The sequence below is a fragment of the Oribacterium sinus genome, assembly GCF_963553175.1.
Lineage (GTDB): Bacteria > Bacillota > Clostridia > Lachnospirales > Lachnospiraceae > Oribacterium > Oribacterium sinus_B.
Genome location: NZ_CAUVME010000014.1, coordinates 29,251 through 51,614 on the forward strand (window position 1 = coordinate 29,251; position 22,364 = coordinate 51,614).

General features: G+C 43.0%; 23 protein-coding genes, 1 pseudogene and 1 other annotated feature. Of the genes and pseudogenes, 3 read left to right on the forward strand and 21 right to left on the reverse strand.

The window, feature by feature from the left end:
* Positions 1–522: 522 nt before the first annotated feature.
* The 8 genes and pseudogenes from feoB to RYO92_RS05565 form a co-directional block, all read right to left on the reverse strand.
* Positions 523–2,733, reverse strand: a complete 2,211-nt coding sequence (feoB, locus tag RYO92_RS05530) for a ferrous iron transport protein B (RefSeq protein WP_315369734.1) — start codon at positions 2,731–2,733, stop codon at positions 523–525.
* 10 nt (positions 2,734–2,743) lie between these two features.
* On the reverse strand, positions 2,744–2,971 hold the full coding sequence (locus RYO92_RS05535; protein ID WP_183683705.1) for a FeoA family protein: 228 nt from the start codon (positions 2,969–2,971) through the stop codon (positions 2,744–2,746).
* A 125-nt stretch (positions 2,972–3,096) separates the two neighbouring features.
* Positions 3,097–3,306 (reverse strand): FeoA family protein, encoded by a 210-nt coding sequence (locus RYO92_RS05540; protein WP_040649688.1) that lies wholly within the window; start codon positions 3,304–3,306, stop codon positions 3,097–3,099.
* Positions 3,307–3,760: 454 nt separating this feature from the next.
* Positions 3,761–4,156 (reverse strand): metal-dependent transcriptional regulator, encoded by a 396-nt coding sequence (locus RYO92_RS05545; protein WP_007158168.1) that lies wholly within the window; start codon positions 4,154–4,156, stop codon positions 3,761–3,763.
* Between the two features lie 110 nt (positions 4,157–4,266).
* Positions 4,267–6,417 carry a heavy metal translocating P-type ATPase gene (locus RYO92_RS05550; RefSeq protein ID WP_304069354.1) on the reverse strand — a complete coding sequence of 717 codons (2,151 nt, stop codon included), beginning with the start codon at positions 6,415–6,417 and terminating at the stop codon, positions 4,267–4,269.
* Between the two features lie 124 nt (positions 6,418–6,541).
* Positions 6,542–6,841, reverse strand: coding sequence for a DUF6110 family protein (locus tag RYO92_RS05555; RefSeq protein WP_040649607.1), 300 nt, complete (start codon positions 6,839–6,841; stop codon positions 6,542–6,544).
* 642 nt (positions 6,842–7,483) lie between these two features.
* A complete protein-coding gene (locus RYO92_RS05560) occupies positions 7,484–7,684 on the reverse strand; it encodes a hypothetical protein (protein WP_315369735.1) in 201 nt (66 codons plus the stop codon).
* Between the two features lie 246 nt (positions 7,685–7,930).
* Positions 7,931–8,701 (reverse strand): annotated as a pseudogene (locus RYO92_RS05565) (transposase); the annotation flags it as partial.
* Between the two features lie 52 nt (positions 8,702–8,753).
* On the opposite strand from RYO92_RS05565, the gene RYO92_RS05570 reads away from it, so the two are divergent.
* Positions 8,754–9,557 (forward strand): KilA-N domain-containing protein, encoded by an 804-nt coding sequence (locus RYO92_RS05570; RefSeq protein ID WP_315369736.1) that lies wholly within the window; start codon positions 8,754–8,756, stop codon positions 9,555–9,557.
* A 7-nt stretch (positions 9,558–9,564) separates the two neighbouring features.
* On the forward strand, positions 9,565–9,873 hold the full coding sequence (locus RYO92_RS11170) for a transposase domain-containing protein (RefSeq protein WP_315369751.1): 309 nt from the start codon (positions 9,565–9,567) through the stop codon (positions 9,871–9,873).
* A 206-nt stretch (positions 9,874–10,079) separates the two neighbouring features.
* Here the strand turns inward: RYO92_RS11170 and rplL are convergent, their stop codons facing one another.
* The 3 genes from rplL to RYO92_RS05590 all read right to left on the reverse strand — a co-directional run bounded on the left by rplL (position 10,080) and on the right by RYO92_RS05590 (position 13,682).
* A complete protein-coding gene (rplL, locus tag RYO92_RS05580; protein WP_009428111.1) occupies positions 10,080–10,463 on the reverse strand; it encodes a 50S ribosomal protein L7/L12 in 384 nt (127 codons plus the stop codon).
* A gap of 65 nt (positions 10,464–10,528) precedes the next feature.
* Positions 10,529–11,026 (reverse strand): 50S ribosomal protein L10, encoded by a 498-nt coding sequence (rplJ, locus tag RYO92_RS05585; protein ID WP_315369737.1) that lies wholly within the window; start codon positions 11,024–11,026, stop codon positions 10,529–10,531.
* A 118-nt stretch (positions 11,027–11,144) separates the two neighbouring features.
* Positions 11,145–11,327, reverse strand: a sequence feature (ribosomal protein L10 leader region).
* Between the two features lie 111 nt (positions 11,328–11,438).
* Positions 11,439–13,682: a right-handed parallel beta-helix repeat-containing protein gene (locus RYO92_RS05590; protein WP_315369738.1), complete on the reverse strand. Its 2,244-nt coding sequence runs from the start codon at positions 13,680–13,682 to the stop codon at positions 11,439–11,441.
* 439 nt (positions 13,683–14,121) lie between these two features.
* Here RYO92_RS05590 and RYO92_RS05595 point away from each other — a divergent pair, with 439 nt between their 5' ends.
* Entirely contained in the window at positions 14,122–14,883 is a 762-nt protein-coding gene (locus tag RYO92_RS05595; RefSeq protein WP_315271190.1) for a type IV toxin-antitoxin system AbiEi family antitoxin domain-containing protein, read from the forward strand.
* A 245-nt stretch (positions 14,884–15,128) separates the two neighbouring features.
* Here RYO92_RS05595 and rplA read toward each other — a convergent pair whose 3' ends face one another.
* The 10 genes from rplA to RYO92_RS05645 all read right to left on the reverse strand — a co-directional run bounded on the left by rplA (position 15,129) and on the right by RYO92_RS05645 (position 22,271).
* Complete coding sequence (rplA, locus tag RYO92_RS05600; RefSeq protein ID WP_314328291.1) at positions 15,129–15,821, reverse strand: 50S ribosomal protein L1; 693 nt, start codon at positions 15,819–15,821, stop codon at positions 15,129–15,131.
* A gap of 19 nt (positions 15,822–15,840) precedes the next feature.
* A complete protein-coding gene (rplK, locus tag RYO92_RS05605) occupies positions 15,841–16,266 on the reverse strand; it encodes a 50S ribosomal protein L11 (protein WP_007158181.1) in 426 nt (141 codons plus the stop codon).
* Between the two features lie 108 nt (positions 16,267–16,374).
* Complete coding sequence (gene nusG, locus RYO92_RS05610) at positions 16,375–16,905, reverse strand: transcription termination/antitermination protein NusG (protein ID WP_007158182.1); 531 nt, start codon at positions 16,903–16,905, stop codon at positions 16,375–16,377.
* A gap of 10 nt (positions 16,906–16,915) precedes the next feature.
* The gene (secE, locus tag RYO92_RS05615) at positions 16,916–17,116 is read right to left on the reverse strand and encodes a preprotein translocase subunit SecE (RefSeq protein WP_007158183.1); all 201 of its coding nucleotides are present in this window, start codon (positions 17,114–17,116) and stop codon (positions 16,916–16,918) included.
* Positions 17,116–17,265, reverse strand: coding sequence for a 50S ribosomal protein L33 (gene rpmG, locus RYO92_RS05620; protein ID WP_007158184.1), 150 nt, complete (start codon positions 17,263–17,265; stop codon positions 17,116–17,118). Before rpmG ends, secE begins: the two co-directional genes overlap by 1 nt.
* 153 nt (positions 17,266–17,418) lie before the next feature.
* Positions 17,419–17,970 (reverse strand): prolyl-tRNA synthetase associated domain-containing protein, encoded by a 552-nt coding sequence (locus RYO92_RS05625; protein ID WP_315369739.1) that lies wholly within the window; start codon positions 17,968–17,970, stop codon positions 17,419–17,421.
* Positions 17,971–18,134: 164 nt separating this feature from the next.
* On the reverse strand, positions 18,135–18,761 hold the full coding sequence (locus RYO92_RS05630) for a Fic family protein (RefSeq protein WP_315369740.1): 627 nt from the start codon (positions 18,759–18,761) through the stop codon (positions 18,135–18,137).
* Positions 18,762–19,234: 473 nt separating this feature from the next.
* Entirely contained in the window at positions 19,235–20,056 is an 822-nt protein-coding gene (locus tag RYO92_RS05635; RefSeq protein ID WP_315369741.1) for a Spy0128 family protein, read from the reverse strand.
* 15 nt (positions 20,057–20,071) lie between these two features.
* Positions 20,072–20,815: a class B sortase gene (srtB, locus tag RYO92_RS05640; protein WP_315369742.1), complete on the reverse strand. Its 744-nt coding sequence runs from the start codon at positions 20,813–20,815 to the stop codon at positions 20,072–20,074.
* A gap of 244 nt (positions 20,816–21,059) precedes the next feature.
* A complete protein-coding gene (locus tag RYO92_RS05645) occupies positions 21,060–22,271 on the reverse strand; it encodes a QVPTGV class sortase B protein-sorting domain-containing protein (RefSeq protein WP_315369743.1) in 1,212 nt (403 codons plus the stop codon).
* Positions 22,272–22,364 lie beyond the last annotated feature (93 nt).

A 22,364-nucleotide genomic window follows, 5' to 3' on the forward strand; every position in this document is an offset into this window, starting at 1 on the left:
CGCTAGATTATCCCGGATGAACAACTAAAGCTGAGATCCTGAGATAAAACTATCTGCTACAAAAACTTCTTAATACCCCCAGTTGCTTGAAGCCCCTAGCTATTTGATACCATAGCTACTTGATACCACAGCGTTTTAATAAAGCTTTCTGCTGAATAAGACCGTTCGCAAAACGAACTTACTTACTATATTATAGCAAAACCGTCATTTTCCAAAGGTTTATTCTAAAAATTAATATTCTTTAGGATTTCTTCAAAAAAACTTGGTTTTTGAGCTATCTCTTTTTGAGCTATCTCTTTTTGTGCTATCTCTTTTTGAGCTATCTCTTTTTGGCTATCTCTTTTCGACTATCTCTTTTCCTTATCTATCGCAAAGGACAGTATAAAACGGCCAAATACACAGTAAAATGTCTCAGGCTTCAGCTTTGCCACTTTCTAAGTAGTAGAAATGAAAAAGAGCCCTGCAAGGCAGGAGCTCCTTTCCAAGCTCATTCCGTTTTCCGGAATACATTCATAAAAATCTTTATGCCATGGCCTTCTCCACTGCCAGCTCTTCGGAACCGGAAAGAGTTGCCGCTTCCTTGTAAGGTCTGAACAAGCCCCAAAGTCCTGCAAGAATCAGGATAAATGCTACGATGGTGAAGGGGTTAAAGCTAACCTCACCGGTTACCAAACCGCCTACCTGATAGATGACCAGAGATACACAGTAAGCCAGGAAGCACTCCCAAGCAATAGCGAAGATGGTCCATCTACCGTTGTTCATCTCTCTCTTGATAGCACCGATAGCTGCAAAGCAAGGTGCGCAGAGAAGGTTGAAAGCAAGGAAGCTGTAGCCTGCTACGCCGCTGGCAAAGTATTCCTTAACCTGTGGCCAGATTGCCGTACTGTCATCTTTTAAATCTACGCTTCCCGCATAGTGGAAGAGGGTACCGAAGGTTCCTACTACATTCTCCTTTGCGATAAGTCCGGTAAGAGCTGCCACAACAGCCTTCCACTTGCCCCATCCAAGAGGAGCAAAAAGCCAAGCCAAGGCATTACCAAAAGCTGCCAGGATAGAAGTATCCATATCTTCCTCAGGAAGATACTGTAAGCTAAAGTTAAAGCGGGATAAGAACCATACCAGAATGGTTGCCAGAAGGATAACGGTTCCCGCCTTCTTCACGAAGGACATTCCTCTTTCTCCTACACTCTTTAAAATATCAATAGGTCTTGGCATATGGTATGCAGGAAGCTCCATAACGAAGGGGGCGGGCTTTCCGGCAAACATCTTGGTCTTCTTCAATACGATTCCGGAGAATACGATAGCACAGATTCCTAAGAAATATGCACTCCAGCCTACCCAAGCAGAGTTGTCAAACATTGCTCCTGCCAAAAGTCCGATAATAGGAAGCTTAGCGGAACAAGGAATGAAGGTGGTGGTCATAATGGTCATACGACGATCTCTATCATTCTCTACGGTACGAGATCCCATAACACCGGGAACACCACAACCGGTACCGATCAACATGGGGATGAAGGACTTTCCGGAAAGACCGAACTTACGGAAAATTCTATCCATGATGAAAGCAACTCTGGCCATGTATCCGCAGCCCTCCAGGAAAGCAAGGAAGAGGAAGAAGGTCAGCATCTGGGGTAAGAATCCGATTACCGCACCCATACCGGCAATGATTCCATCGATTACAAGTCCCTGAATAGCCTCACTTACATTCATCGCTTCCAAAGCGGAGGTAGCAATGCCCGGAATAGATGGAACCTCCACCAGACCGAAGAAGGACCAAGGGTCGGAGCCGAATAAAACATCATTTACCCAGTCGGTCATAGCGGTTCCCACAGTGGAAATGGAAATGTAGTACACCAGGAACATCGCTGCGGCGAAGATGGGGATTGCCAGAAAACGGTTGGTTACGATGGCGTCAATCTTATCGGAAACAGTAAGTCCCTTCTGGGCTCTCTTTACATAAGCCGCATCGATAATGCTCTGAATATAGTTGTATCGCTCATTGGTGATGATACTCTCGGAATCATCATCCTCCGCCTTCTCTACAGCGGCAATAATGCTCTCCACATCTAAGTTCTTCGCTTTCTCCGGCATTTCATTACGAATCTTATCATCTCTTTCGAAAAGCTTGATGGCGAAGAAACGCTTCTGGCTCTCCGGTACATTGCCCTCTAAAAGATTTTCAATGGAGTTGATCGCTCCTTCCACCTGCTCGGAGAACTTGTGCTGTACAACAGTGTCGTTCTTCCCATTGGCTTCCGCAACGGCTAAGGCAGAGGCCTCCGCAACACCCTTGTTTCTTAAAGCGGAAATGCTGACTACCTTACAGCCCATAGCCTTTCCCAGCTCTTCCAGATTCAGCACATCTCCGTTCTTCTCTACCACATCCATCATATTGATGGCCATAACAACGGGGATGCCTAATTCCTTTAACTGGGTAGAAAGGTAAAGGTTTCTCTCTAAGTTGGTTCCGTCCACGATGTTTAAGATGGCATCCGGGCGGTTATTGATCAAATAATTTCTCGCTACCACTTCCTCCAGGGTATAAGGAGAAAGAGAATAAATTCCGGGAAGGTCTGCGATGACCACATCCTTGTGTCCCTTAAGCTTTCCTTCTTTCTTTTCTACAGTAACACCGGGCCAGTTTCCTACATACTGGTTGGAACCGGTGAGCTGATTAAACAATGTGGTTTTGCCGGCATTGGGGTTTCCGGCAAGTGCGATGGTAATGGCCATGTCTCTCCTCCTAGTTCTTTAATTCTACTTCAATCATCTCGGCATCTGCTTTACGAACGGATAATTCATATCCCCGTACTGTAAGCTCCAAAGGGTCTCCCAATGGCGCCACCTTACGAACCAAAAGCTCCGCTCCCTTGGTTAGGCCCATGTCCATAATTCTTCTCTTTACAGCGCCCTCGCCTGATAGTTTCTTTACGACAGCGCTCTGTCCCGGTTTTAAATCTTTCAGTGTCATCTTGTCCTCCACCTTCTCTCGCTGGTAAAACTCTCTGAATTCCTCTCTTCCAATCTTCTCCGGCATGCGCCCCATAACTTTCGAAGAGAAAAATTCTGAGATCCTTTTAGGTTCATTCTATACCTTTACACCATGATTTTGTTCGCCATCTCTTTACTGATGGCTACCCTGGCATCCTTAACCTTTACAATGACATTGCCCATAGAGGTGGAAATAACGGTAACCTCTCCCCCTACTACAAAGCCCAGGTCGCTAAGATGCTGTCTCACTTCTGCACTTCCACTAATCTTCTGGATAATCTGTGGAACCCCTGTTCCTGCTAATGTTAATGGCATAGTCCCTCCTTCCGCTGTAAATACTTTTTCTTTTTTAGTTTCAAGATTCCAGTTGTTTTTGAAAAAGCCTAACACAGCCAGTCTATACAGCACGAATCTGCCTCATTAAATTAGCACTGTCTAACCATAAAGTCAAGATTTTGTAAGAATTAATTAGCTCTGAGTAGGATTGTATTTAATTAAAATATGAAATTCCAGATATTTAATGATGGCAATGTCAAAAAATTCTCCACAAAAGCTTGCCTGTAGGAAAATTCAGGCTTATAGGGCAAAAGCTGTTGATGACGCCCCCATCGGCATATCCCAAAAAGGACTGTAAAAAAATCAAAAAGCTTTTCCATACAACGAGTATCGCACACTACACGTGCGATACTCGTTAAGAATAAGGCCTGAAACAGGGTAATCTCAGATTGCTCCTGTTTCAGGCCTTATTGCCAAAAATTTATTTCTTCACTTACGCTTTAATCTTTTGATCCTTTAATTTCGCATAAAATTCCTTGATTTTGGTGAAAGATTCCGGACTTAAAACATGCTCCATACGGCAGGCATCCTGGGAGGCAGTATAGGCATTTACCCCTAAGGCCACCAGCACATCCGTTAAAACCGTGTGCTTTTCATAGGTTCCCTGGGCAATGGACAAACCGTGCTCGGTTAAGCTTAAGGCTCCCTTCTCGTCCACTTCCACCTTTCCCTCTTCCCGAAGGCGCTTTAAGGCAATGCTGACACTGGGCTTGGAAAATCCCAGCATATTGGCAATGTCAATAGCTCTGACATTTCTATGGTCCATGGACAGCATCAGGATGGCCTCCAGATAGTTCTCCTCTGATTCATGACTTTCGTATGGTTTCATTCCCTATTTCCTCCCTTTGTGCTTTCTTTGGATTCTTATTGCCGGAGAATTCCATCCGGCATTTTTATCTCTTCGGCTTTTCCCTCCGTTCAGAACGGGACGCATATTTCTTAGGATGCCTTCTTAGCCAAGGCTTTCTTTCTCCGTTTTCCGGCTTCCAGTACCTCTTCCTTGTCCGCTTCGATTTCCTCCTCCGGAATCAAAGGTGTCATGCTCTTCAATCCGGTTGCGATGGTGGAAATGTTATGGAACAGGGCGGAGTTGGAAGGTGTCATAATACCGGCTAAACCTAAGGCAATCAGCATAGCGTTAAAACCGATAATAAAGTTGTAATTGCCGTGAATTCTCTTCATCAAACGGTTGCTCAGCTTCTTTAAGATAACCAGTTCGTAAAGGTCGCCCTCTTGGATAGTAATGTCCGCAACCTCCTTGGCGATAGCCGCTCCTGCGGAAATGGCGATTCCCGCATCCGCTTCGGAAAGAGCCGGAGAGTCATTAATGCCGTCTCCTACCATGATTACCTTTCTGCCTAAGCGATGCTCTTCCTGAATAAAGCTTGCCTTATCCTCCGGAAGAACCTCTGCATGGAACTCATCCACGCCAACCATTCTGGCTACTGCATGGGCAGTCTTTTTATTATCTCCGGTCATCATCACAACCTTGTCGATTCCCAGAGCCTTTAAGTCCTGAATAACCCCAACCGCTTCTTTTCGTAAAGGATCGGAAATCAGAATTACGGTGGTGAGCTCTCCGTCAACCGCAAGATAGAGGGCGGAATGCTCAGGCGGAATGCTTGCCAGCTTCTCCTCTTCTCCCTTTGGTACGGTACAATGCTCGTCATCAAAGATAAAGTGATGGCTTCCGATTAACACGTGCTTTCCTTCGTAAATGCTGGAAATTCCGTGGGCTACCACATATTCCACCTTGGAATGGCGCTCCGCATGATGTAAATCTCTTGCTTCCGCCTCAGCCACAACTGCATTTGCCATGGAGTGAGGATAATGCTCCTCCAGGCACGCCGCCATACGAAGCATCTCATTTTCATCCGCATTATTGAAGGTGATAATGTCCTCCACCTTCGGCTTAGCGTATGTCAAGGTTCCGGTCTTATCAAAGACGATGGTGTTGGCCTCGGAAATGGCCTCCATAAACTTTCCGCCCTTGACGGAAATCTTGTGCTTTCCGGCTTCTCTCATAGCGGAAAGTACCGCTACCGGCATAGAAAGCTTCAAAGCACAGGAGAAGTCTACCATTAAGAAGGCTAAAGCCTTGGTCACATTTCTGGTGAGCAGGTAGGTCAATGCCGCACCGCCCAAGCTATAAGGCACCAGCTTATCCGCCAAATGGGAAGCCTTGTCCTCTGTTGCGGACTTTAACTTCTCCGACTCCTCAATCATTTTCACGATACGATCATAGCGTCCGGAGCCTGCCAGCTTCTCTACGCGAATACGACATTCTCCCTCTTCTACTACGGTTCCCGCATAGGCGGAGGAGCCGATTTTCTTCCGAACAGGGATGGATTCTCCGGTCATGGAAGCCTGGTTCACCATAGCCTCACCAAAGCTTACCTTTCCGTCCAAAGGAATCATATTTCCGGTACGGACAATGATTTCCTGTCCTACTTCCACTTCATTTAAGGGAAGTAAAACTTCCTCGCCCTGAACTAAGGTCCAAACCTTGTCCACATTTAAGGACATGGTTCTTGCCAGGTCGTCCACAGACTTCTTATGAGTCCACTCTTCCAGGATTTCTCCTACGGAAAGGAGGAACATTACGGAGGACGCGGTATCGTAGTCTCCGGTTAAGATGGAAGCGGAAATTGCCACCGCATCCAGGAGGGATACTTCAATCTTTCTTTGGAAGAGAGTCTGTAATCCCTTAAATAAGTAGGGAATCGCCTTTACTCCTGTAATCACCCGCTTTAAGGGGATGGGATAGAAGAGGGTGGAAATCACTCGATCCACTACTGTCAGCACCAATTTGTCTTCATATTCTCTGTTTAAGGCTCTACCGGTCTGACTTGGTACAAGGCCTTCATTTCCCTTATAAGAAAAACGGGACAGGGCAAGAATCATGCCTTCCCGTTTTCCTTCGTAGAAAATGACTGCATCTCCGGTTCGGTCATAAACCTTCGCCTCTATGACTCCCTCCTGGCCCTTGAGATAATACTCAAGGATATCTGCCTGTGCCATGGTCATGCGCTTCTGCATGGCGTGAACACGGATACGCCCCGGGGATTCATGTAAGATATTCCATTTCATTTTCCCTTACCACTTCTTTCTCAAAATTACAGAGCCGGGAATGCGTAAATCCCTTCCCTAGGATCAATGCCTTTCCGGCTCGAGTTACTTCTGATTCAGTTTCCGTTGATTCAGTTTCCGTTGATTAAACTTCCTTTGCATCGAAGTCGGAAACTTCTTCAAAATCCTCGATTAAAGAGTTCTCTGCAGCCTCTGCTCTCTTCTCGTTAATGCGCTTTGCATCTGCATAGATGTCCTCGCAGCTTTCCTTAATGCCGGTGCTTACCTTCATAACGCAATCCTGTCCTCTAAGAACTGCTGCAGCTGCCTCTGTGTAAAGCTTCTTCGCATCGGTAGAAGCCAAAATCTTCATACCTGCTGTTCCGAATAAAACTCCACCTGCGAAAATCCCAATCTTCTTCCATGCCCAATTTGCTAAAAACATATTCTTTCCTCCTCTTATTTTGCTATACATAAACTACTATTTGCTACTAAAGAATAAAGCTTTCTTGCATTTGACACTCAGTTGTGCACTACGGTTAAAGTCTTGTTCTTTAGGACGAGCATATTGTAAAATAGGAATTATTATTAAGTCAAGGCTAACTCTTTTGTATTTCGTTTCCATTTTTAATACAATGTAGTCTACGCTAACAAAAGTTAGTAATGAATAACTTGTAACATCGATTATTGAAAAAGTCAAGAAGGAAGTGCTGTATTCGTTATAAGAAAGCGCTCTGAAGCAGTATGGGTCTATAAATGGGGCACGCTTCCGCTAGCCTCGCCTCGTAGCGGTACTAACTTCAAGCTTCGCTTCACTCGCTTTCAGTAAGTACCGACGGGCTCAGACTACCCCTATTATAGACCCATACTGCTTCATTCGCTTCAGCTTATTGATTGCTACAGGCCTTCCCGCCGCTGGTTTCTGCATGTACCGGCGGGCTCAGATTGTTCCTCTTACAGCCCCCATACTGCTTCAGTCGCTTCAGCTTATTGATTGCTACAGTCCTTCCTACCGCTGATTTTCGCAAGTAACGCGGACTCAAATTACTCTCTTTCATACCCATACTGCATCAGTCGCTTAACGATATCATTTGTTCAGCTCTTCACCTTCTGCTTTTCCCCAATCCAATTCTTGATGACGAATACCGTCATCTTCCCATTCGGCAAATAACTGCTGAATGTTTGTTACTTTGGGATTTTTCCATTGGTAAATGGTAAATAACCTGTCATCTTTTTTCTCTCCATAAAAATTGAGATAATCGTGAAAAGTTGAACGCACTTTTTCCACTTTACACACTATCTCAGGGAGGAATTCAAGATGAACACAAAACTTGCTAAAAGCAGGATGCGAACAGGGCAATGGGCTGACATTATTAAAGATTGTAAGACTAACTATTAATGGTCAAGCATAAAATTTAGATTATTCAGAATAAAATACGGAAACGTATTTTAGATAGATTAGTACATTGAAAACTGTATGACGAATAGAGCATCAGCGATGATGCTCTCAGAAAAGATTATGAGCTAATTTAACTTATAAAGGCTGATATGACGTATGGGTTATTTCCATCCGAAAGATGGTTCTGACAAGCTTTTTAACCACATGGCTTATTGCGACATAGTAATGTTTTCCCTCTGCCCGCTTTTTTGACAGATAGAGCCTGAATCGCTCGTCCCATACAGAAGCATATATAGCAGCATTGAAAAGTGCGTAACGCAGATACTTAGACCCACGTTTTTCCATGCGAGCATAAGAAGATATTAGCTGTCCGGACTGGTACGTAGATGGAGATAGTCCTGCATAAGCAAGAACTTGATCTGCATTGTTAAAGCGTGTAAAGTCTCCAATCTCTGCTAGAATCATTGCACCCATACGATACTTGATGCCGGGAATAGTTGTAATTGGAGAACCACACTCATCCATGATTTTTTGAATGGACTGCTCGACTTCTTTAATATCGGAAGACAGTGTGTCAATTCGGCGGAGTGTCTGCCTGAGTTCCATTGATTTAGCAGGCATAAGTGATCCGATAGAAGATTTTGCAGTCTCTCTGATTTCGATGGCCTTTTCACGACCATAGTGCCCTTTTGAAGCATCAGCAAGTAGAGCTTTCAGGTGGGTGAGATTGGAACTTGCGATAAAATATGCTCCCGGCAGTTCCTGAAGAAGACGGTATACCGAGTTCATGTGCAGAGTCGAAACAAGAGACTCAAGTTCCGGGAACAGGATGTTTACAAGCCTAGATACTGAAGTTTTCAGTTTCGCACGTTCTTTGACAAGCTCAAAACGCATGGAAACAATGCTCTAAAAATGCTATAATGCAAAGTAATCAATTTAATGATTGAGAGGTGATTATATGTCTAAAATAAATGTTGAAGGTTCAGAAATCAGCATTATTGCCATAGACAATAGAGATTATATTTCTTTAACGGATATGGTTAGAAATATTGAGAACGGTTCTGCTTTGATTGAAAAGTGGCTCAGAAACAAGAATACAATAGAGTTTTTAGGTATTTGGGAAAAAATGTATAACACGAATTTTAATTCCCCCGAATTCGAGGGAATTAAAAATGAAGCAGGATTTAACCGTTTTATATTATCGGTCAAGCAATGGGTGGAAAAAACTAATTCTATCGGTATCGTTGCGAGAGCAGGAAGATATGGTGGAACTTATGCTCATAAAGATATAGCATTTGAGTTTGCTTCTTGGGTATCGCCATACTTTAAATTATATTTAATCAAGGAATTTGAACGCCTAAAGGAAGAAGAACAAAAGAAGTTAGGATGGGATATTAAGAGAAATTTGGCAAAAATCAATTATAGAATTCACACAGATGCCATTAAAAACAAACTTGTACCAGATAAACTTTCAAAAGAAAAAATCAATTTTATTTATGCAAGTGAAGCGGATATTCTTAATGTTTCTCTATTTGGAATAACAGCTAAGGAGTGGCGTGATGAAAATCCGGATTTAAAAGGCAATATTAGAGATTATGCGGATATATCACAGCTTGTCTGCCTTTCTAATCTTGAGAATCTTAATGCGGTATTTATAAATGAAGGCATGAGCCAATCTGAAAGATTGGAAAAATTAAATGCAATAGCTATTGAACAAATGAAGATACTATCTGAAAGTGAATCAATTAAAAAATTGAAATAGAGTAATAATATTCTTGCAGGATGCTTTAATTCCTCTAGATAATAATGATGCAGAGCGAAGCATCAGAAGCTTCTGCGTTGGAGAGCATTCCTGGCACATCATCGATTCCGTCAGAGGAGCCTCTGCCAGTGCTCTTCTATACAGCATTGCGGAAAGCGCAAAGGCAAACCAACTAAAGCCCTACGAATACTTTACATACCTACTAAAGGAGCTCATCAAATATCCAAGAGAAAATATTCCTGAGGAGGAGTTGAAAAAACTGATGCCTTGGTCGGAGGTATTACCGGATAGCTGTAGGAAGAATAAAACTAGATAATAAAAATCTGCCAGCCTGAGAGCCGGCAGATTTTTATTGAACGGACGGGTTATTTACCATTTACTTCCATTGTGATTGTTTAGTGGATTTTTGCGGTTCGTTTTTTATCTCTTGTTGTGTATCTCTCCCCATATCTTTTTTCTCCATGAAAAATTTAAAAAAAGATCGGGGAGTTCTCCCCGACCTTCTTATCTTCTCTAGAAAAATTACTTAAGAGTGATCTTAGCGCCTTCAGCCTCAAGCTTAGCCTTGATATCATCAGCCTCAGCCTTGGAAGCACCTTCCTTAAGAACCTTTGGAGCTGCCTCAACGAGGTCCTTAGCTTCCTTAAGTCCAAGACCGGTAGCCTCACGAACAACCTTGATAACCTTGATCTTGTTTGGTCCTACATCAGTAAGCTCAACGTCGAATTCAGTCTTCTCTTCCTCAGCTGCGCCTGCACCTGCACCAGCGCCTGCTGCTGCAACTACTACACCTGCTGCTGCGGAAACACCGAATTCCTCTTCGCAAGCCTTTACCAAATCATTTAATTCCATTACGGAAAGTTCCTTAATTGCTGCAATAAACTCTTCAACAGTTAACTTTGCCATTGTATTATCCTCCATTATTTTTATTTTTTGAAAATGTTACGGAATAAATTCCGTATTAAGCTGCTTTACGCTGCTTCTCCGCCGTCCTTCTGTGCAATCTGATTAAGCACACGTGCGAAATTGCTGACAGGGGACTTGATGGATCCGAGAAGTCTTCCAAGAAGCTCTTCTCTGGATGGAATCTCTGCCAATGCCTGAACTGCCTTTGCATCGTAGAACTTTCCTTCCACTACTGCACCCTTAAACTCTAACTTTGGTGCTGTTTTTGCAAACTTTGCAAAAATTCTTGCTGCCGCTGTAGCATCTTCCTTAGATACTGCCAAAGCAGTAGGTCCATCTAATACTACGTCTAACTGAGCAAAATCTGTACCCTCTGCGGCTCTCTTGATTAAGGTGTTCTTGAAAACCTTGTACTGTACACCGGCTTCTCTTAATGCTTTACGAAGCTCTGTGTCCTGTGCTACGGTAAGACCGCGATAGTCTACAACAGTAGCGGCAACAGCACCGTCCAAAAGGGCCTTAATCTCGTCGATGATCGGCTGCTTTAATTCAACCTTTGCCATTCCTTGCTTTCCTCCTTCTGTAATTTTTCTAGAAAGTATTAACGGAAACGAGAGGCTTTCTTCTTCAGAGCATCCGGAAAATGCAAGAAACAAACTCACATTCAATCGATACTGCATTTCAGAAGAATAAAAAATCCCTTGCCAAAGACAAGGGATGAACGCTCATAATAGGATAAATCCTAGCTCTTTCCTCGGCGGGCGATTTCTCTTTACATCCTCGGCTTTCTTAGCTCCGCAAGATACTGCGAAACAATCTGAAAGCTTAGATACCTGCTGTCTTCGGTTAATACCTTGCAGATACTAGCATCTTTCCGGGATAATGTCAAGAAAAATATAAAAATAGAGCGACAGAACCAAAATCCCCGACTGCCTATACAGACAGCCGGGGAATCATTCTTTGCCGAGCTTTTACTTACTTTTTGCTCCAGTACCGAATCTTCACATACTGTACCCCTTCCGGGCTTTCCCAACGGATCCAGTCCTCTCCTTCATAGTAGTAATCCTCTACAAAGGCGGTTCCGGAAATGGGGATATACTCCGGAATGTCATCCGGGGTAAAGTTGAAGACCTTGGTGCCGTCCTCAAGGGAATACTCCATGGACTCGTCCAAATGAATGCCTTCCAGCTTCTTCACCCAGTAACGGACGGTTCTGCCGTTTTCCTCGGTCTCGCCGGAGAACCAATAGAGTTTGAAGTTTGCGGTTTCCGGAATTTCTTCCTGATCGTGGAGTTCGATATTCAGGGCGCCGTCATAGCCGGGCTGTTCACCCTCATGCTTTGCCTGCTCCGCCTGCTCAGCCGCCTTCTTCAGTTCTTCCGCTTTTTTTAGCTCCTCCTGCTTCTTTAGTTCTTCCGCCTTCTTCTGCTCCTCTGCCAGCTTTTCTTCCTCGGATAATGGCGCGAAGTTCTTCTCTTCCTCTGCCAGCATTGGCTCTACATCAATGCTTTTCTCTTCGTTATTTCTTAAAGTAATTTCTGTTGTACCCTCTTCCGGAATATAGAAGTTTCCGGAATATTTTCCGTGGGGAGAGTTAATCAGGCGGTTATCCGCTACGGTAATCTTCTTCATATCCCCAAAAAGCTTCTCAAAATGAATGGAAGCCAGGGCATTGCCGTAGAAATCGTTGTCGGTTCCGGTCTGAATCAAGAGATTTCTCTTAATAGAAATGTTTTGGTTGTCATCAAAGTTGTATCCGGGGAAAACGGTGCTGACACGTAATCCCGGGCCGGATGTGATGTCCTTCACCAGATTTCCTTCAATGCGATGGTTTTCACCGCCGTGGAGGGCAATGCCGGAAGCTCGCCAAGTCAGCTCTACCGTGTTGTTTAAAAAGGCATTGTTCTCCGCAGGCTTGGATTCTGTATGAATGTAACGAACTCGCTCTTCCCCATTGACATTTTCCTTGATTTTCACAATCGCCTTGCTGGCAAAGGTTGCCAGACCATCATCTCCATTTCCACGGATATCAGAGTTCTGCACCTTGGAATTTCTGGTTCCCTGAGCAAAGTTCACGCCGTCCGCAAAGTTGTCTCGGATACGGCTGTTGGAAACGGTCAGGTTCTTGGTATATTTCATCTTATCCGCTTCCACATAGTCTCCTACCCAGATTCCGCATTCAAAATGCTCAATCCAGAGGTCATGGAGCTTGGAATTCTCTCCCAAAACGCCGGCGATTCCCTTGTAATTTGCCTCCTGATGAAAACGGGACTTTAATTCGGAATCCATGTATAGGTTATCCATCTCAACATTTGAACTGCTGTCCAGAAACTCGATACCGCCTCCGGCCTGCTCCTCAGAGGTAAAATGAAGCCGGGTGTGCCAGATTCCTGCACCGGTAATCCGCATATCCGTAGCACTTAGCACCAGCTTTTGGTCAAAATCGAAGGTTCCCTCCGGAATATATAAGGTCTTGTTCTCCGCATCCGCATCTTTCAGGGCATCCAGAAATGCTTGGGAATCGTCCTGTCCATCGTTCGGCACTGCACTGTATGGAGCGTCCGTGATGGAAATGCTGTTGCTTGGGGCGCCCTTTGCTTCCGGGGCCTGCTCCAGCTCGATAAAGTCGATTCCCAGTTCATCCGCTTTTTTATCGGTTCTGCGGATGGTGAGAACGTCACCCGCTTCCAGTTCCATTAGTTCCTTGTTGTCATTTCCCAAGAGAAAATGTCTCTCATCAAAACGAAAACGAGAATGAGAATCGGCTATATTTTCATCGAAAACATCATTTTCCTTCACATACTGCCAAGCAGAACTGTTGTCCAGCTCCACCGTTTTCTTTCCAAGAAGCTCTCCATTTCTCTCTACAGAAATCTCCAGCTCTCCGGATGCATCCTCCGGCATGGTAAAACGAAGGGTCATGGCATTGGCCGACTTCTTTACCGTAAAGCGTACTGAAGAATCCTCCTTAGTCAACTGTACATAGCTTTGGTTGGAAGCCTCCATCTCCACTTCATCGTAAGCAGTGGAGTGCTTCAGCACCGCGTCTCTTCCAACTCCCTCTTCCGCCTCATAGCGAAGGTAGGGAAGCTTGGCGCCATAGCCCTGGCTTTCCTTTGCCCAAAGCTCTGTCCTCGTTTCCGCAAATGCGGTTCCACGGGAAAGAAGCCCCAGGCCGGTCATGGTCAAGAGTAACGTAAGTTGTTTTCTGAATTTCATTCTTCTTCCTTTCTTCTCCAAAAAAAGTTACATGTATTTTTTTCGACTTACTTTTTTAGTTTAAAAGGAAATTCAGAAAATATTATGATTTATTCCGGACAAAATATTAAATAAATACAAAATTCGTTGTAATTTATTGTTTTCTGTTATAAGCAAAAGGCACATTTGCAACTTACTGCAACTTAGCGCAACTTAAATTTCTGCTTCATACTCTTCAAAAACCCTTATTTTATGCGGTTTTTGATTTTTCAAATAAAGAATTTTTCACGTTTTTGCAACTTACTGCAACTTAGCGCAACTTAAATTCCCTAATACTCCAAATCTCTAATGCAAGACTTATATCATCAACGGCTTCTATACTTTATTTCTATTTTTTATCAAAAACCCTGTATTTCCTAGGATTTTGATGTAAAATAGAAACAAAGGTCGGAGGTGACAAATGGATTTATATAAAGAATTAGCACGTTTACGATGTTTCAGCTATGCGGACATGGTTCAGCTCTGCGGATCCGAAAAAGCCGCTGATTGGCAAATCAAAACTTATCTAAATAGGGGATATATCGAACGTGTAAGGCGTAATCTATACGTCGTAATCAGTATGGAAACCGAACAGCCAATAGCCAATAGATTCCAAATAGCATCACAAGTTACACAAGATGCTTGTATCTCTCATCACAGCGCATTTGAATACTACGGCTATGCCAATCAAGTATTCTACGAAGTTTATTTTTCCACGTGCAAAAATGTTCGTCCTTTTACTTATGACGGAATAGAGTATATACCACTTCCAAAGACAAGTGCTATAGAGATACCGGATATGAATAACGGAGTTAGAGTGACATCCCTTGAACGTACTGTCATTGATAGTATTTTTGACATGGACAAAATCGCGGGGCTTGAGGAAATTTTACGATGCCTGGAACTGATTCCCTCTCTAAACGAAAAAAAATTACTTACTGTTTTAAAAGCATATGGTAAAAAGCAGCTTTATCAAAAAGTGGGATATATACTAGAATTTTACAAAGAGGATTTATCGCTTTCCCAAGATTTTTTCCTAAAATGCATTTCATGCTCCTCTTCCAGCAAAACTTATCTAACTCAGGAAATAAGAGAGAATATTTTTCACCCAAAGTGGCTACTCTACGCCCCCAAGGATCTTAAACAACTTATTAATAAAGAAGTAGATGATGATGTTATTTGATCGTATGTCCCTTGGCAGACAGGCAAAAAAAGAGGCTATAAAAAATCAAAATAATAGAGAATTTTCGGCAATATAGGTCTGAATCCGGGGTAGTCTGAGCCCGTCGGTACTTGCGAAAAACAAGAGAAACGCAGTTTTTCGCTTAGTATCCGCTACGTGGCGAAGCTAGCGAGAGCGTGCCCCGTTTCAGACCTATATTGCTTAGAAAATTTTTTTGATTTTTTATAGCCTACTTAAAATTTCTATTATGCGCCGAACTGTAATCCGTCTAACTTCACGCCGGGGCCCATGGTAGAAGTCAAGGTGATGGACTTCAGGTAGGTTCCCTTTAAGGAAGATGGACGAGCCTTTACGATAGCTGCCATTAAGGTATCCAGGTTGGACTTTAACTGTTCCTCGGAGAAGGAAGCCTTTCCGACAGGAACGTGGATGATGTTTGCCTTGTCCAGTCTGTACTCAACCTTACCGGCCTTAGTATCAGCGATAGCCTTAGCTACATCCATAGTAACGGTTCCAAGCTTTGGGTTTGGCATTAAGCCCTTAGGTCCAAGCAAACGTCCGATACGTCCAACTACACCCATCATATCAGGAGTTGCGATTACTACATCGTAGTCGAACCAACCGTCCTGAATTCTTGGTACAAGGTCATCTGCACCAACGAAGTCTGCGCCTGCAGCCAAAGCCTCATCAGCCTTAGCGTCCTTAGCGAATACCAAGATACGAACGTTCTTACCGGTTCCTGCAGGAAGAACTACAGAACCACGAACCTGCTGGTCAGCGTGACGTCCGTCACAACCGGTTCTGATGTGTAACTCTACAGTCTCATCGAACTTAGCAGTTGCATTCTTCTTTACCAACTGAATTGCATCCAACTCAGCGTACTTAACCTGTCTATCTACAGCCTTTGCCACTTCGGCATATCTCTTTCCCTGTTTCATGAATCAAAGCCTCCTTCTTTTACTCTTCTACCTTAACACCCATAGATCTGCAGGTACCTGCGATCATGGACATTGCAGATTCTAATGATGCAGCGTTTAAGTCTTTCATCTTAGTCTCGGCAATCTTCTGAAGGTCAGCCTTGGAGATAGTAGCAACTTTATTCTTATTTGGCTCGCCTGAACCCTTCTGCAGCTTACAAGCTTTCTTAATGAGAACAGGAGCAGGAGGAGTCTTTGTAATAAAGCTGAAACTTCTATCTGCGTAAACGGTAATAACAACAGGAATGATCATGTCCCCTTCATTAGCAGTTCTAGCGTTGAACTCCTTAGTGAAGGCAACGATGTTAACCCCGTGCTGTCCTAATGCAGGTCCAACGGGGGGTGCTGGAGTTGCTTTTCCAGCGGGAATCTGTAATTTAATGTATCCTTCTACTTTCTTTGCCATATAGGCACCTCCTTGTGGTAATTGCGGGTAAACCCTCCCACGAGCTTGCTTTGCAAGCGGTGGCTAAATGTACTCCATGGGATAAAATCCCTCGGGTATTACCAAATCTTATCTTAACTTCTGTACTTCACCATAGGAAAGCTCAACAGGAGTATCCCTACCGAACATTTCCACGTTAATGGTGACGGTCTTCTTCTGGTCATTGATTTCTGTAATGACACCAACGGTATCCTTCCAAGCACCGGAGACTACGCTTACGGTGTCTCCCTCTGCAAAGTCAACCAAAACTTCAGACTTTCTATAGCCTAAGGTCAGGATTTCTTCCTCAGAAAGGGGGACCGGCTTCGATCCGGGGCCGACGAATCCGGTAACGCCTCTGGTATTTCTTACCACATACCAGGTTTCATCGTTCATCACCATGTTCACCAGAACGTATCCCGGGAACATCTTCTTGTCGGTTTTCTTCTCTACGCCATTCTTTACTTCAATAACCGGCTGCATGGGAACGCTGACCTCTAAAATCACATCTTGAAGACCACGGTTGTCAATGGTCTTCTCTAAGTCCATCTTCACCTTGTTCTCATAGCCGGAGTAGGTATGGGCTACATACCAACGGGCTTCTGTGTTCTTCTCTGCCATATTCCCACCTTTACTTTACAAGAATCAATCCAAGACCCCACTTCATAGCAATGTCTAAACCTGTAATCAAAAGGCCTACCAACACACTAAGAACGATGGTTGCAACAGAGTGCTTAATCACTTCCTGACGTGTGGGGAAAACAATCTTCTTAAATTCAGATTTTAACCCTGCAATGAATCCGGCTCCTCCGGATTTCTTTTCATCTTGCATTACTTTGTCTCCTTATGCAGCGTGTGCTTCTTACAGAACTTGCAAAACTTTGTTACTTCCATACGCTCCGGATGAAGCTTCTTCTCTTTGGTAATAAAGTAGTTTCTCTGCTTACATTCTGTACATGCTAATATAATCTTTGTACGCACGGCTTTCACCTCCAATGATTTTTAACTTCGCATGACTACGAAATTAGTGCATAAAAAATAGGGCGTTGCCCCAAGTTCTGCTATAGGATAGCATGGAGACTCGCCCTATGTCAAGGCATTTCGATGTTCTAAACGCTTTATTTTTCTATTGTCCTATTCCTCGCCCTTTAATTGCACCTCTGTCTTATAGTGCTTTGTGGACTTTAAGAACTTCCCGAAAAGGTCGGAGGTTTTTACCTTCAAGGTGGCAATGTTATGGCAGGGATGGGCACAGAGATATTCCTCCTTCATCAGATCCTTATCCACCAAAAGCTCTACCAGATCCTCTTTATCATGAATCAGTCCGAAAATGGAGGAAGATCCCGGTGTGCATCCTAAGACCTCTTCCATCTCCTCCGGCTCAGCAAAGGAAAGTCGGGACACCCCAAGCTGTGCGGACAGCTCCTTGGTTTTAAAGGGCTTATCTCCAGGCATCAGGAGCAAATAGTAATAGCTGTGCTTACTATTGGTTAAAAACAGGTTTTTGAAAACCTTTGCCCCCAGAGCCTCTTCAATGGGGATACAATCCTCCATGGTATGTGCCTCCGGATGGTCTACTCTCTCATAGGCAATGCCCTGCTTGTCCAGATAATCGTAAACTGCAAGCTCCTTCTTGCTTCTGCCTTCATTTTGCACCGGTCTTCCTTTTTCTACTTGTAATGCCATTGGACTTTTCCTCCATGTTTTCTAATTGTTCTAGTTTTTCTTTGAGTGTTTTGGAATTTTATTCCATCTTCTTTTTGTGGCCTCATTGATAATATCTTAACTACTATAACATAGAATGAGGAAAATGTTTTAAAGTTCTTCCGATTTACAGAGATAGTCTATAATCACATCGAAAGTATGCAAGTCTTTAAGCATTCTTTAAGTTCCTTACTGTCTCCGTTATCATAATACTGTAATAGAGTCTCGTTAAACTTCTCTCCTTCAGACTTTCCGATACTAAGAATCCCTATCCCTGCTTCCATAAGTATTTTGCTGGCAAATATGGTGGCTGTTCTTTTGTTCCCATCCCAAAAGAGCTGATGATAGACGATATAGCAAAAGCTTTCCAGTGCTTTCTCCACCGTATCGGATATGGAAAGAATCTTATGTAGCTCTTCCTTTACTTCTTCTTCCTTGGGTATTTCAGGCATATATTCTGTTCCGCTGATGCCGACTTTTCCTGTTCGCAGGCTACCCCAAGCTAGGCTTTCATTGCGAGATACCATTTCGTTTAATTTACAAAGAAAGTCGTAGTTCGTTGTGCTTTCAAAGTTGTTAATACAATAACGCCAGGCATCTCTTAGGTTCAGTACCGTCTGGATATCGGAAACCGGTACCTGATTCACGATTCCGCCATCCAATATAGTCTGCGTCTGAGGGAAGGTAACATTTACACCTTCAATGTAAGCGGTATTAAATACCAATTCTGTAAATAATTTTTTTGCCAAAAATACTGTTGTTTTCTTATCCATTGCTATCCTTTGTTCTATATTTCTACTTTTACGTTATATTCTTTCTCTTATGTGCTTAGACTACTTGTCCTCTAAGTAAGATGTAGCTTTAAAAAGCCTTATCTTTGCATGACTCAACTTTTCAAGCATACAACTTGTGAATATTTATAGTCTATAATTTATTATAGTACAAAAAACTTCCAAGCAGAACTTGGAAGTTTTTTAGAACAAATAGATTTTCATCTAGGACATATAACACCATGTCCCACGGTGTCACACCAGTTGCTTCTACAACTTTTGCACTTATATTTTTTAGGATAAGCATTAGGTGCTTTTCACTTCTTCCTCTTTCGCTCAACTTAAGCTATGATTCGTCAATGAAGTTGCTTAGCCTGAAGTGCCTTGCGGCTTATCCATCCTTGGGTTTTTGCGATTCTGAAGAAATCGCATCGAATCAAATCCTTAGTTGATTGTATATGGCTGAATCTTTAGATTTAGCCTCTGTTCTCTTTCTTCTGTCCCTGCTTTTTATAACCAAGTCCCCAGAAAATAAGAGACATGAGGGATAATGCTGCAAAGAGTCCGTATAATGCCATGAAGCTTGCATCTCCGGTTGCTACCTGTCTCAATGCTCCCAATACTTCAGGAACCTTTGGCTCTCTGTCTACGCCGAGAACTCCGGGTTCTACGCTACTAGGTCTTGTTGCACCAAGTACGGAAGGATTACTGGGATTCGGGTTTGGATTAGGACTAGGATTAGGACCCGGGTTAGGACCTGGATTCGGGCTAGGAGGATTTCCACCACCACCTCTGTTATAACGGTTATAGAAGGAAATATCTCCATGCTTTGCCGAATTCTCTCCTGTTCCTACCCAGAATACCGGTAAAATATACGGAGAAATTTCATCTCCGTTAGCATCTGTTGTAATTTCCGTGGTCTTTACCAAAAGTGTATAGGTTCTGCTGTCGTAGGTAAAATTGCTTTGTGTTCCTACAGTCTGCTTAATTGTATACTTATAGTCGCCTTCTGTGGTATATACCATCTCCGGAAATTCCAGGATATAATCCTTTGCTCCAGTTCCTTTAACACTTACCTGATTCGGTGAAGGCAGTGGAGCGTTTGGATTGGAAGGATCTCTTTCAATCGTAACTGTATAGGTTTCCTCCGGTGCAGCGCCTGATGTGCTAATCTTTACCGGAATCTTTAAGCTTGCACTTTGCGCAGCTGCCTGGGATGAAAATCCCAATCCTGCGGAAAGGAATAGCACCGCTGATAATACTGTACCAGCCTTTATTAAAATGTCTTTTGCTTTCATTTCCGTTTTCCTCCCTTATGGGTTTACTCTTGCTAATACAACAACCCTACCATTTGTTTCCAGTGATACACAGGTGGAGAGTGCCATAATCTGGTCGCTTTCCTTAATCCCAATATCTCTAAAGTTTGTGGAATTTTTTTTCAGATATTCCACCAGTTCCATAATGTGTCCCTTTTTGTCTTCAGTGCTATAAATCATGTTGTCATATGCATCACATTCAATAGCAGCAAATACTTCCATCTTCCGCGCTCTACCATCCGGCATGAATAGATTTCCAGTAAGATGCTTATCGAAGTATTCCTTGTGAACATACTCCATTACATCTCCATACATCCCCCCGTTATCCATATGGTGTCCATAGGTAAGCATATAGGGGTCTGAAAAATCTGCCTGATTATAGGCACTTAAGAAAATTGCTCCGGATAATGAAAAATTACCGGTGACACTTTTGTTTACATACTCCATGTCGTCTCTTCCCTGAACCATGGGGTAGTCAATGTGGGTTCCATCAATGGTTATCCAGCCTCTTGTATCCGGATTAATCTTAGTAAGCTCTTCCAGACTTAATCTGGTATATTCCGGATTATCTACTGAAGGCTTATATTTTAGTAAATCTCCATTTAGAAAAGCACCTGACATCGTAATGTAGGTGTCCCAAAGAGAGTATCCACCAAAGGCCAACATGGTAACCATGAGGACAATCGCCAGGACTGATAATACTTTATCTCCGGCTCTAGCGGCTTTTGCTGCTGTATTCATTCCTTGTCCTTTCCACTCCTTTTCCTGCTGTACACCGTGTGTACATGGGTTTCTTGAAGCTTTCAAAAAACCAATCTACATACGATTTCCAGTATCTCTTCCGGGTGGCAAAGCCACCCGGAGATTTTGATACTGATTCAAAATATCTTGTTCTCTTACTTTCGCGCTATTTTTGGAGAAGAAGAATTTATGCTCTACGGTAAGTTAACGCCATATTCTGAAAACATTTTTTATAGAGAAAGAATTATTCCTCTTCCTTCTTGCGGTTCATGAATACTACACCTAATCCGCCAGCTACTGCAAGCATCATAGCGTAAGGAGCAACATTCATTACAATACCGGTAGGAGTAATAGCATCCTTCTTGTTGGTTACTGTAACCTTTGCATCATCATGGACTGCATTGAAAACTGTAGTGTAGGTAGCTGTTACATCCTTATCTGCATCGGTAAGACCAGTGATAAGAGAAGGAGTCTCAGTCTTTACTAACATTGTATAACCTGTACCGTTAGCCTCCTTAACAGTAATCTTATCTCCATTAGTAAGTCCCCAAATACGAATTCCTTCTCCACCGTCCTTAACGTGGAAAACCTTTGCATCCTGTACATCAGACTCGATAAATGTTCCAGCTGCAACATTCTCACCGGTTACTGCATAGTACTCATGGCCATCCTTATCTCCAAGCTTATCACTCTCAATCTTAATCTCAAAGTCGAAGGTCATGGACTTGTTAGCCATAGCTCCCTTAACAACCTTCTTGATTAATACATCATGTGTATCATTATCTGGAGTATCCGGTGTGATAGGAGGATTCTCTGGAGTCTCAGGTGGTGTTACAGGAGGATTTTCCGGAGTCGTAGGTGGTGGTGTCTCTCTACCATAGTTGTTTCCGATAGAAGAGGTCTTAACGCTAGTATTGTTTGCACCAACTCTGCTAACTACAACTTTGGACTTTAACTTGTCATGATCAGCCTCATCCTTATAGATGATTACTAAGAGCTTGTAATCATGCTCATCATATCTGATACCCTCATAAGTTCCCTTATGCTCCTTTAAATTGAATAGGTAATAACCTTCTCCAGGAAACTTATCAAGGTTTACATTGATGGCACCGGACTTTCTGAAAACATTTCCATCATTATCTAACCTGGTTCCCAACTGATCATCTGCAGGATTGAATTTGATTGGAGCAACTGTTACAGCGGAGTTTTTAGCTGTATCCTTAGGTGTGCTGAGAGTAACTGTAGACTCACCGTTCTTGAAGGATGTAACAGAAGAATCATGTGTTACATCAAATGTAAATGTTGTGTTCGGTGCAAAAGTATGACCATCTGTGTAAAGTACCTTGTTGATTTCCGGCTGGTCAAAATTCTGTGCAGCCATAGCAGGTACTGCCATAGACATTACCATCATTCCGGATAATGCCAGAGTTGCAAGTCTGTTTAAATTCTTTCTCATCTTGTTCTCCTTTTTAAAAAATAGTAGAAACGTTGTGTGATTTATAATGAGAAGGAGCGACCCTTCAAATTATTAAAGTTACTTGTTGAGTTT

Coding starts and splice junctions, on each gene's coding strand:
- feoB (WP_315369734.1), bottom strand. CDS start 2,733: ATGGCCATTACCATCGCACTTGCCGGAAACCCCAATGCCGGCAAAACC.
- RYO92_RS05535 (WP_183683705.1), bottom strand. CDS start 2,971: ATGACACTGAAAGATTTAAAACCGGGACAGAGCGCTGTCGTAAAGAAA.
- RYO92_RS05540 (WP_040649688.1), bottom strand. CDS start 3,306: ATGCCATTAACATTAGCAGGAACAGGGGTTCCACAGATTATCCAGAAG.
- RYO92_RS05545 (WP_007158168.1), bottom strand. CDS start 4,156: ATGAAACCATACGAAAGTCATGAATCAGAGGAGAACTATCTGGAGGCC.
- RYO92_RS05550 (WP_304069354.1), bottom strand. CDS start 6,417: ATGAAATGGAATATCTTACATGAATCCCCGGGGCGTATCCGTGTTCAC.
- RYO92_RS05555 (WP_040649607.1), bottom strand. CDS start 6,841: ATGTTTTTAGCAAATTGGGCATGGAAGAAGATTGGGATTTTCGCAGGT.
- RYO92_RS05570 (WP_315369736.1), top strand. CDS start 8,754: ATGTCTAAAATAAATGTTGAAGGTTCAGAAATCAGCATTATTGCCATA.
- rplL (WP_009428111.1), bottom strand. CDS start 10,463: ATGGCAAAGTTAACTGTTGAAGAGTTTATTGCAGCAATTAAGGAACTT.
- rplJ (WP_315369737.1), bottom strand. CDS start 11,026: ATGGCAAAGGTTGAATTAAAGCAGCCGATCATCGACGAGATTAAGGCC.
- RYO92_RS05590 (WP_315369738.1), bottom strand. CDS start 13,682: ATGAAATTCAGAAAACAACTTACGTTACTCTTGACCATGACCGGCCTG.
- RYO92_RS05595 (WP_315271190.1), top strand. CDS start 14,122: ATGGATTTATATAAAGAATTAGCACGTTTACGATGTTTCAGCTATGCG.
- rplA (WP_314328291.1), bottom strand. CDS start 15,821: ATGAAACAGGGAAAGAGATATGCCGAAGTGGCAAAGGCTGTAGATAGA.
- rplK (WP_007158181.1), bottom strand. CDS start 16,266: ATGGCAAAGAAAGTAGAAGGATACATTAAATTACAGATTCCCGCTGGA.
- nusG (WP_007158182.1), bottom strand. CDS start 16,905: ATGGCAGAGAAGAACACAGAAGCCCGTTGGTATGTAGCCCATACCTAC.
- secE (WP_007158183.1), bottom strand. CDS start 17,116: ATGCAAGATGAAAAGAAATCCGGAGGAGCCGGATTCATTGCAGGGTTA.
- RYO92_RS05625 (WP_315369739.1), bottom strand. CDS start 17,970: ATGGCATTACAAGTAGAAAAAGGAAGACCGGTGCAAAATGAAGGCAGA.
- RYO92_RS05630 (WP_315369740.1), bottom strand. CDS start 18,761: ATGGATAAGAAAACAACAGTATTTTTGGCAAAAAAATTATTTACAGAA.
- RYO92_RS05635 (WP_315369741.1), bottom strand. CDS start 20,056: ATGAAAGCAAAAGACATTTTAATAAAGGCTGGTACAGTATTATCAGCG.
- srtB (WP_315369742.1), bottom strand. CDS start 20,815: ATGAATACAGCAGCAAAAGCCGCTAGAGCCGGAGATAAAGTATTATCA.
- RYO92_RS05645 (WP_315369743.1), bottom strand. CDS start 22,271: ATGAGAAAGAATTTAAACAGACTTGCAACTCTGGCATTATCCGGAATG.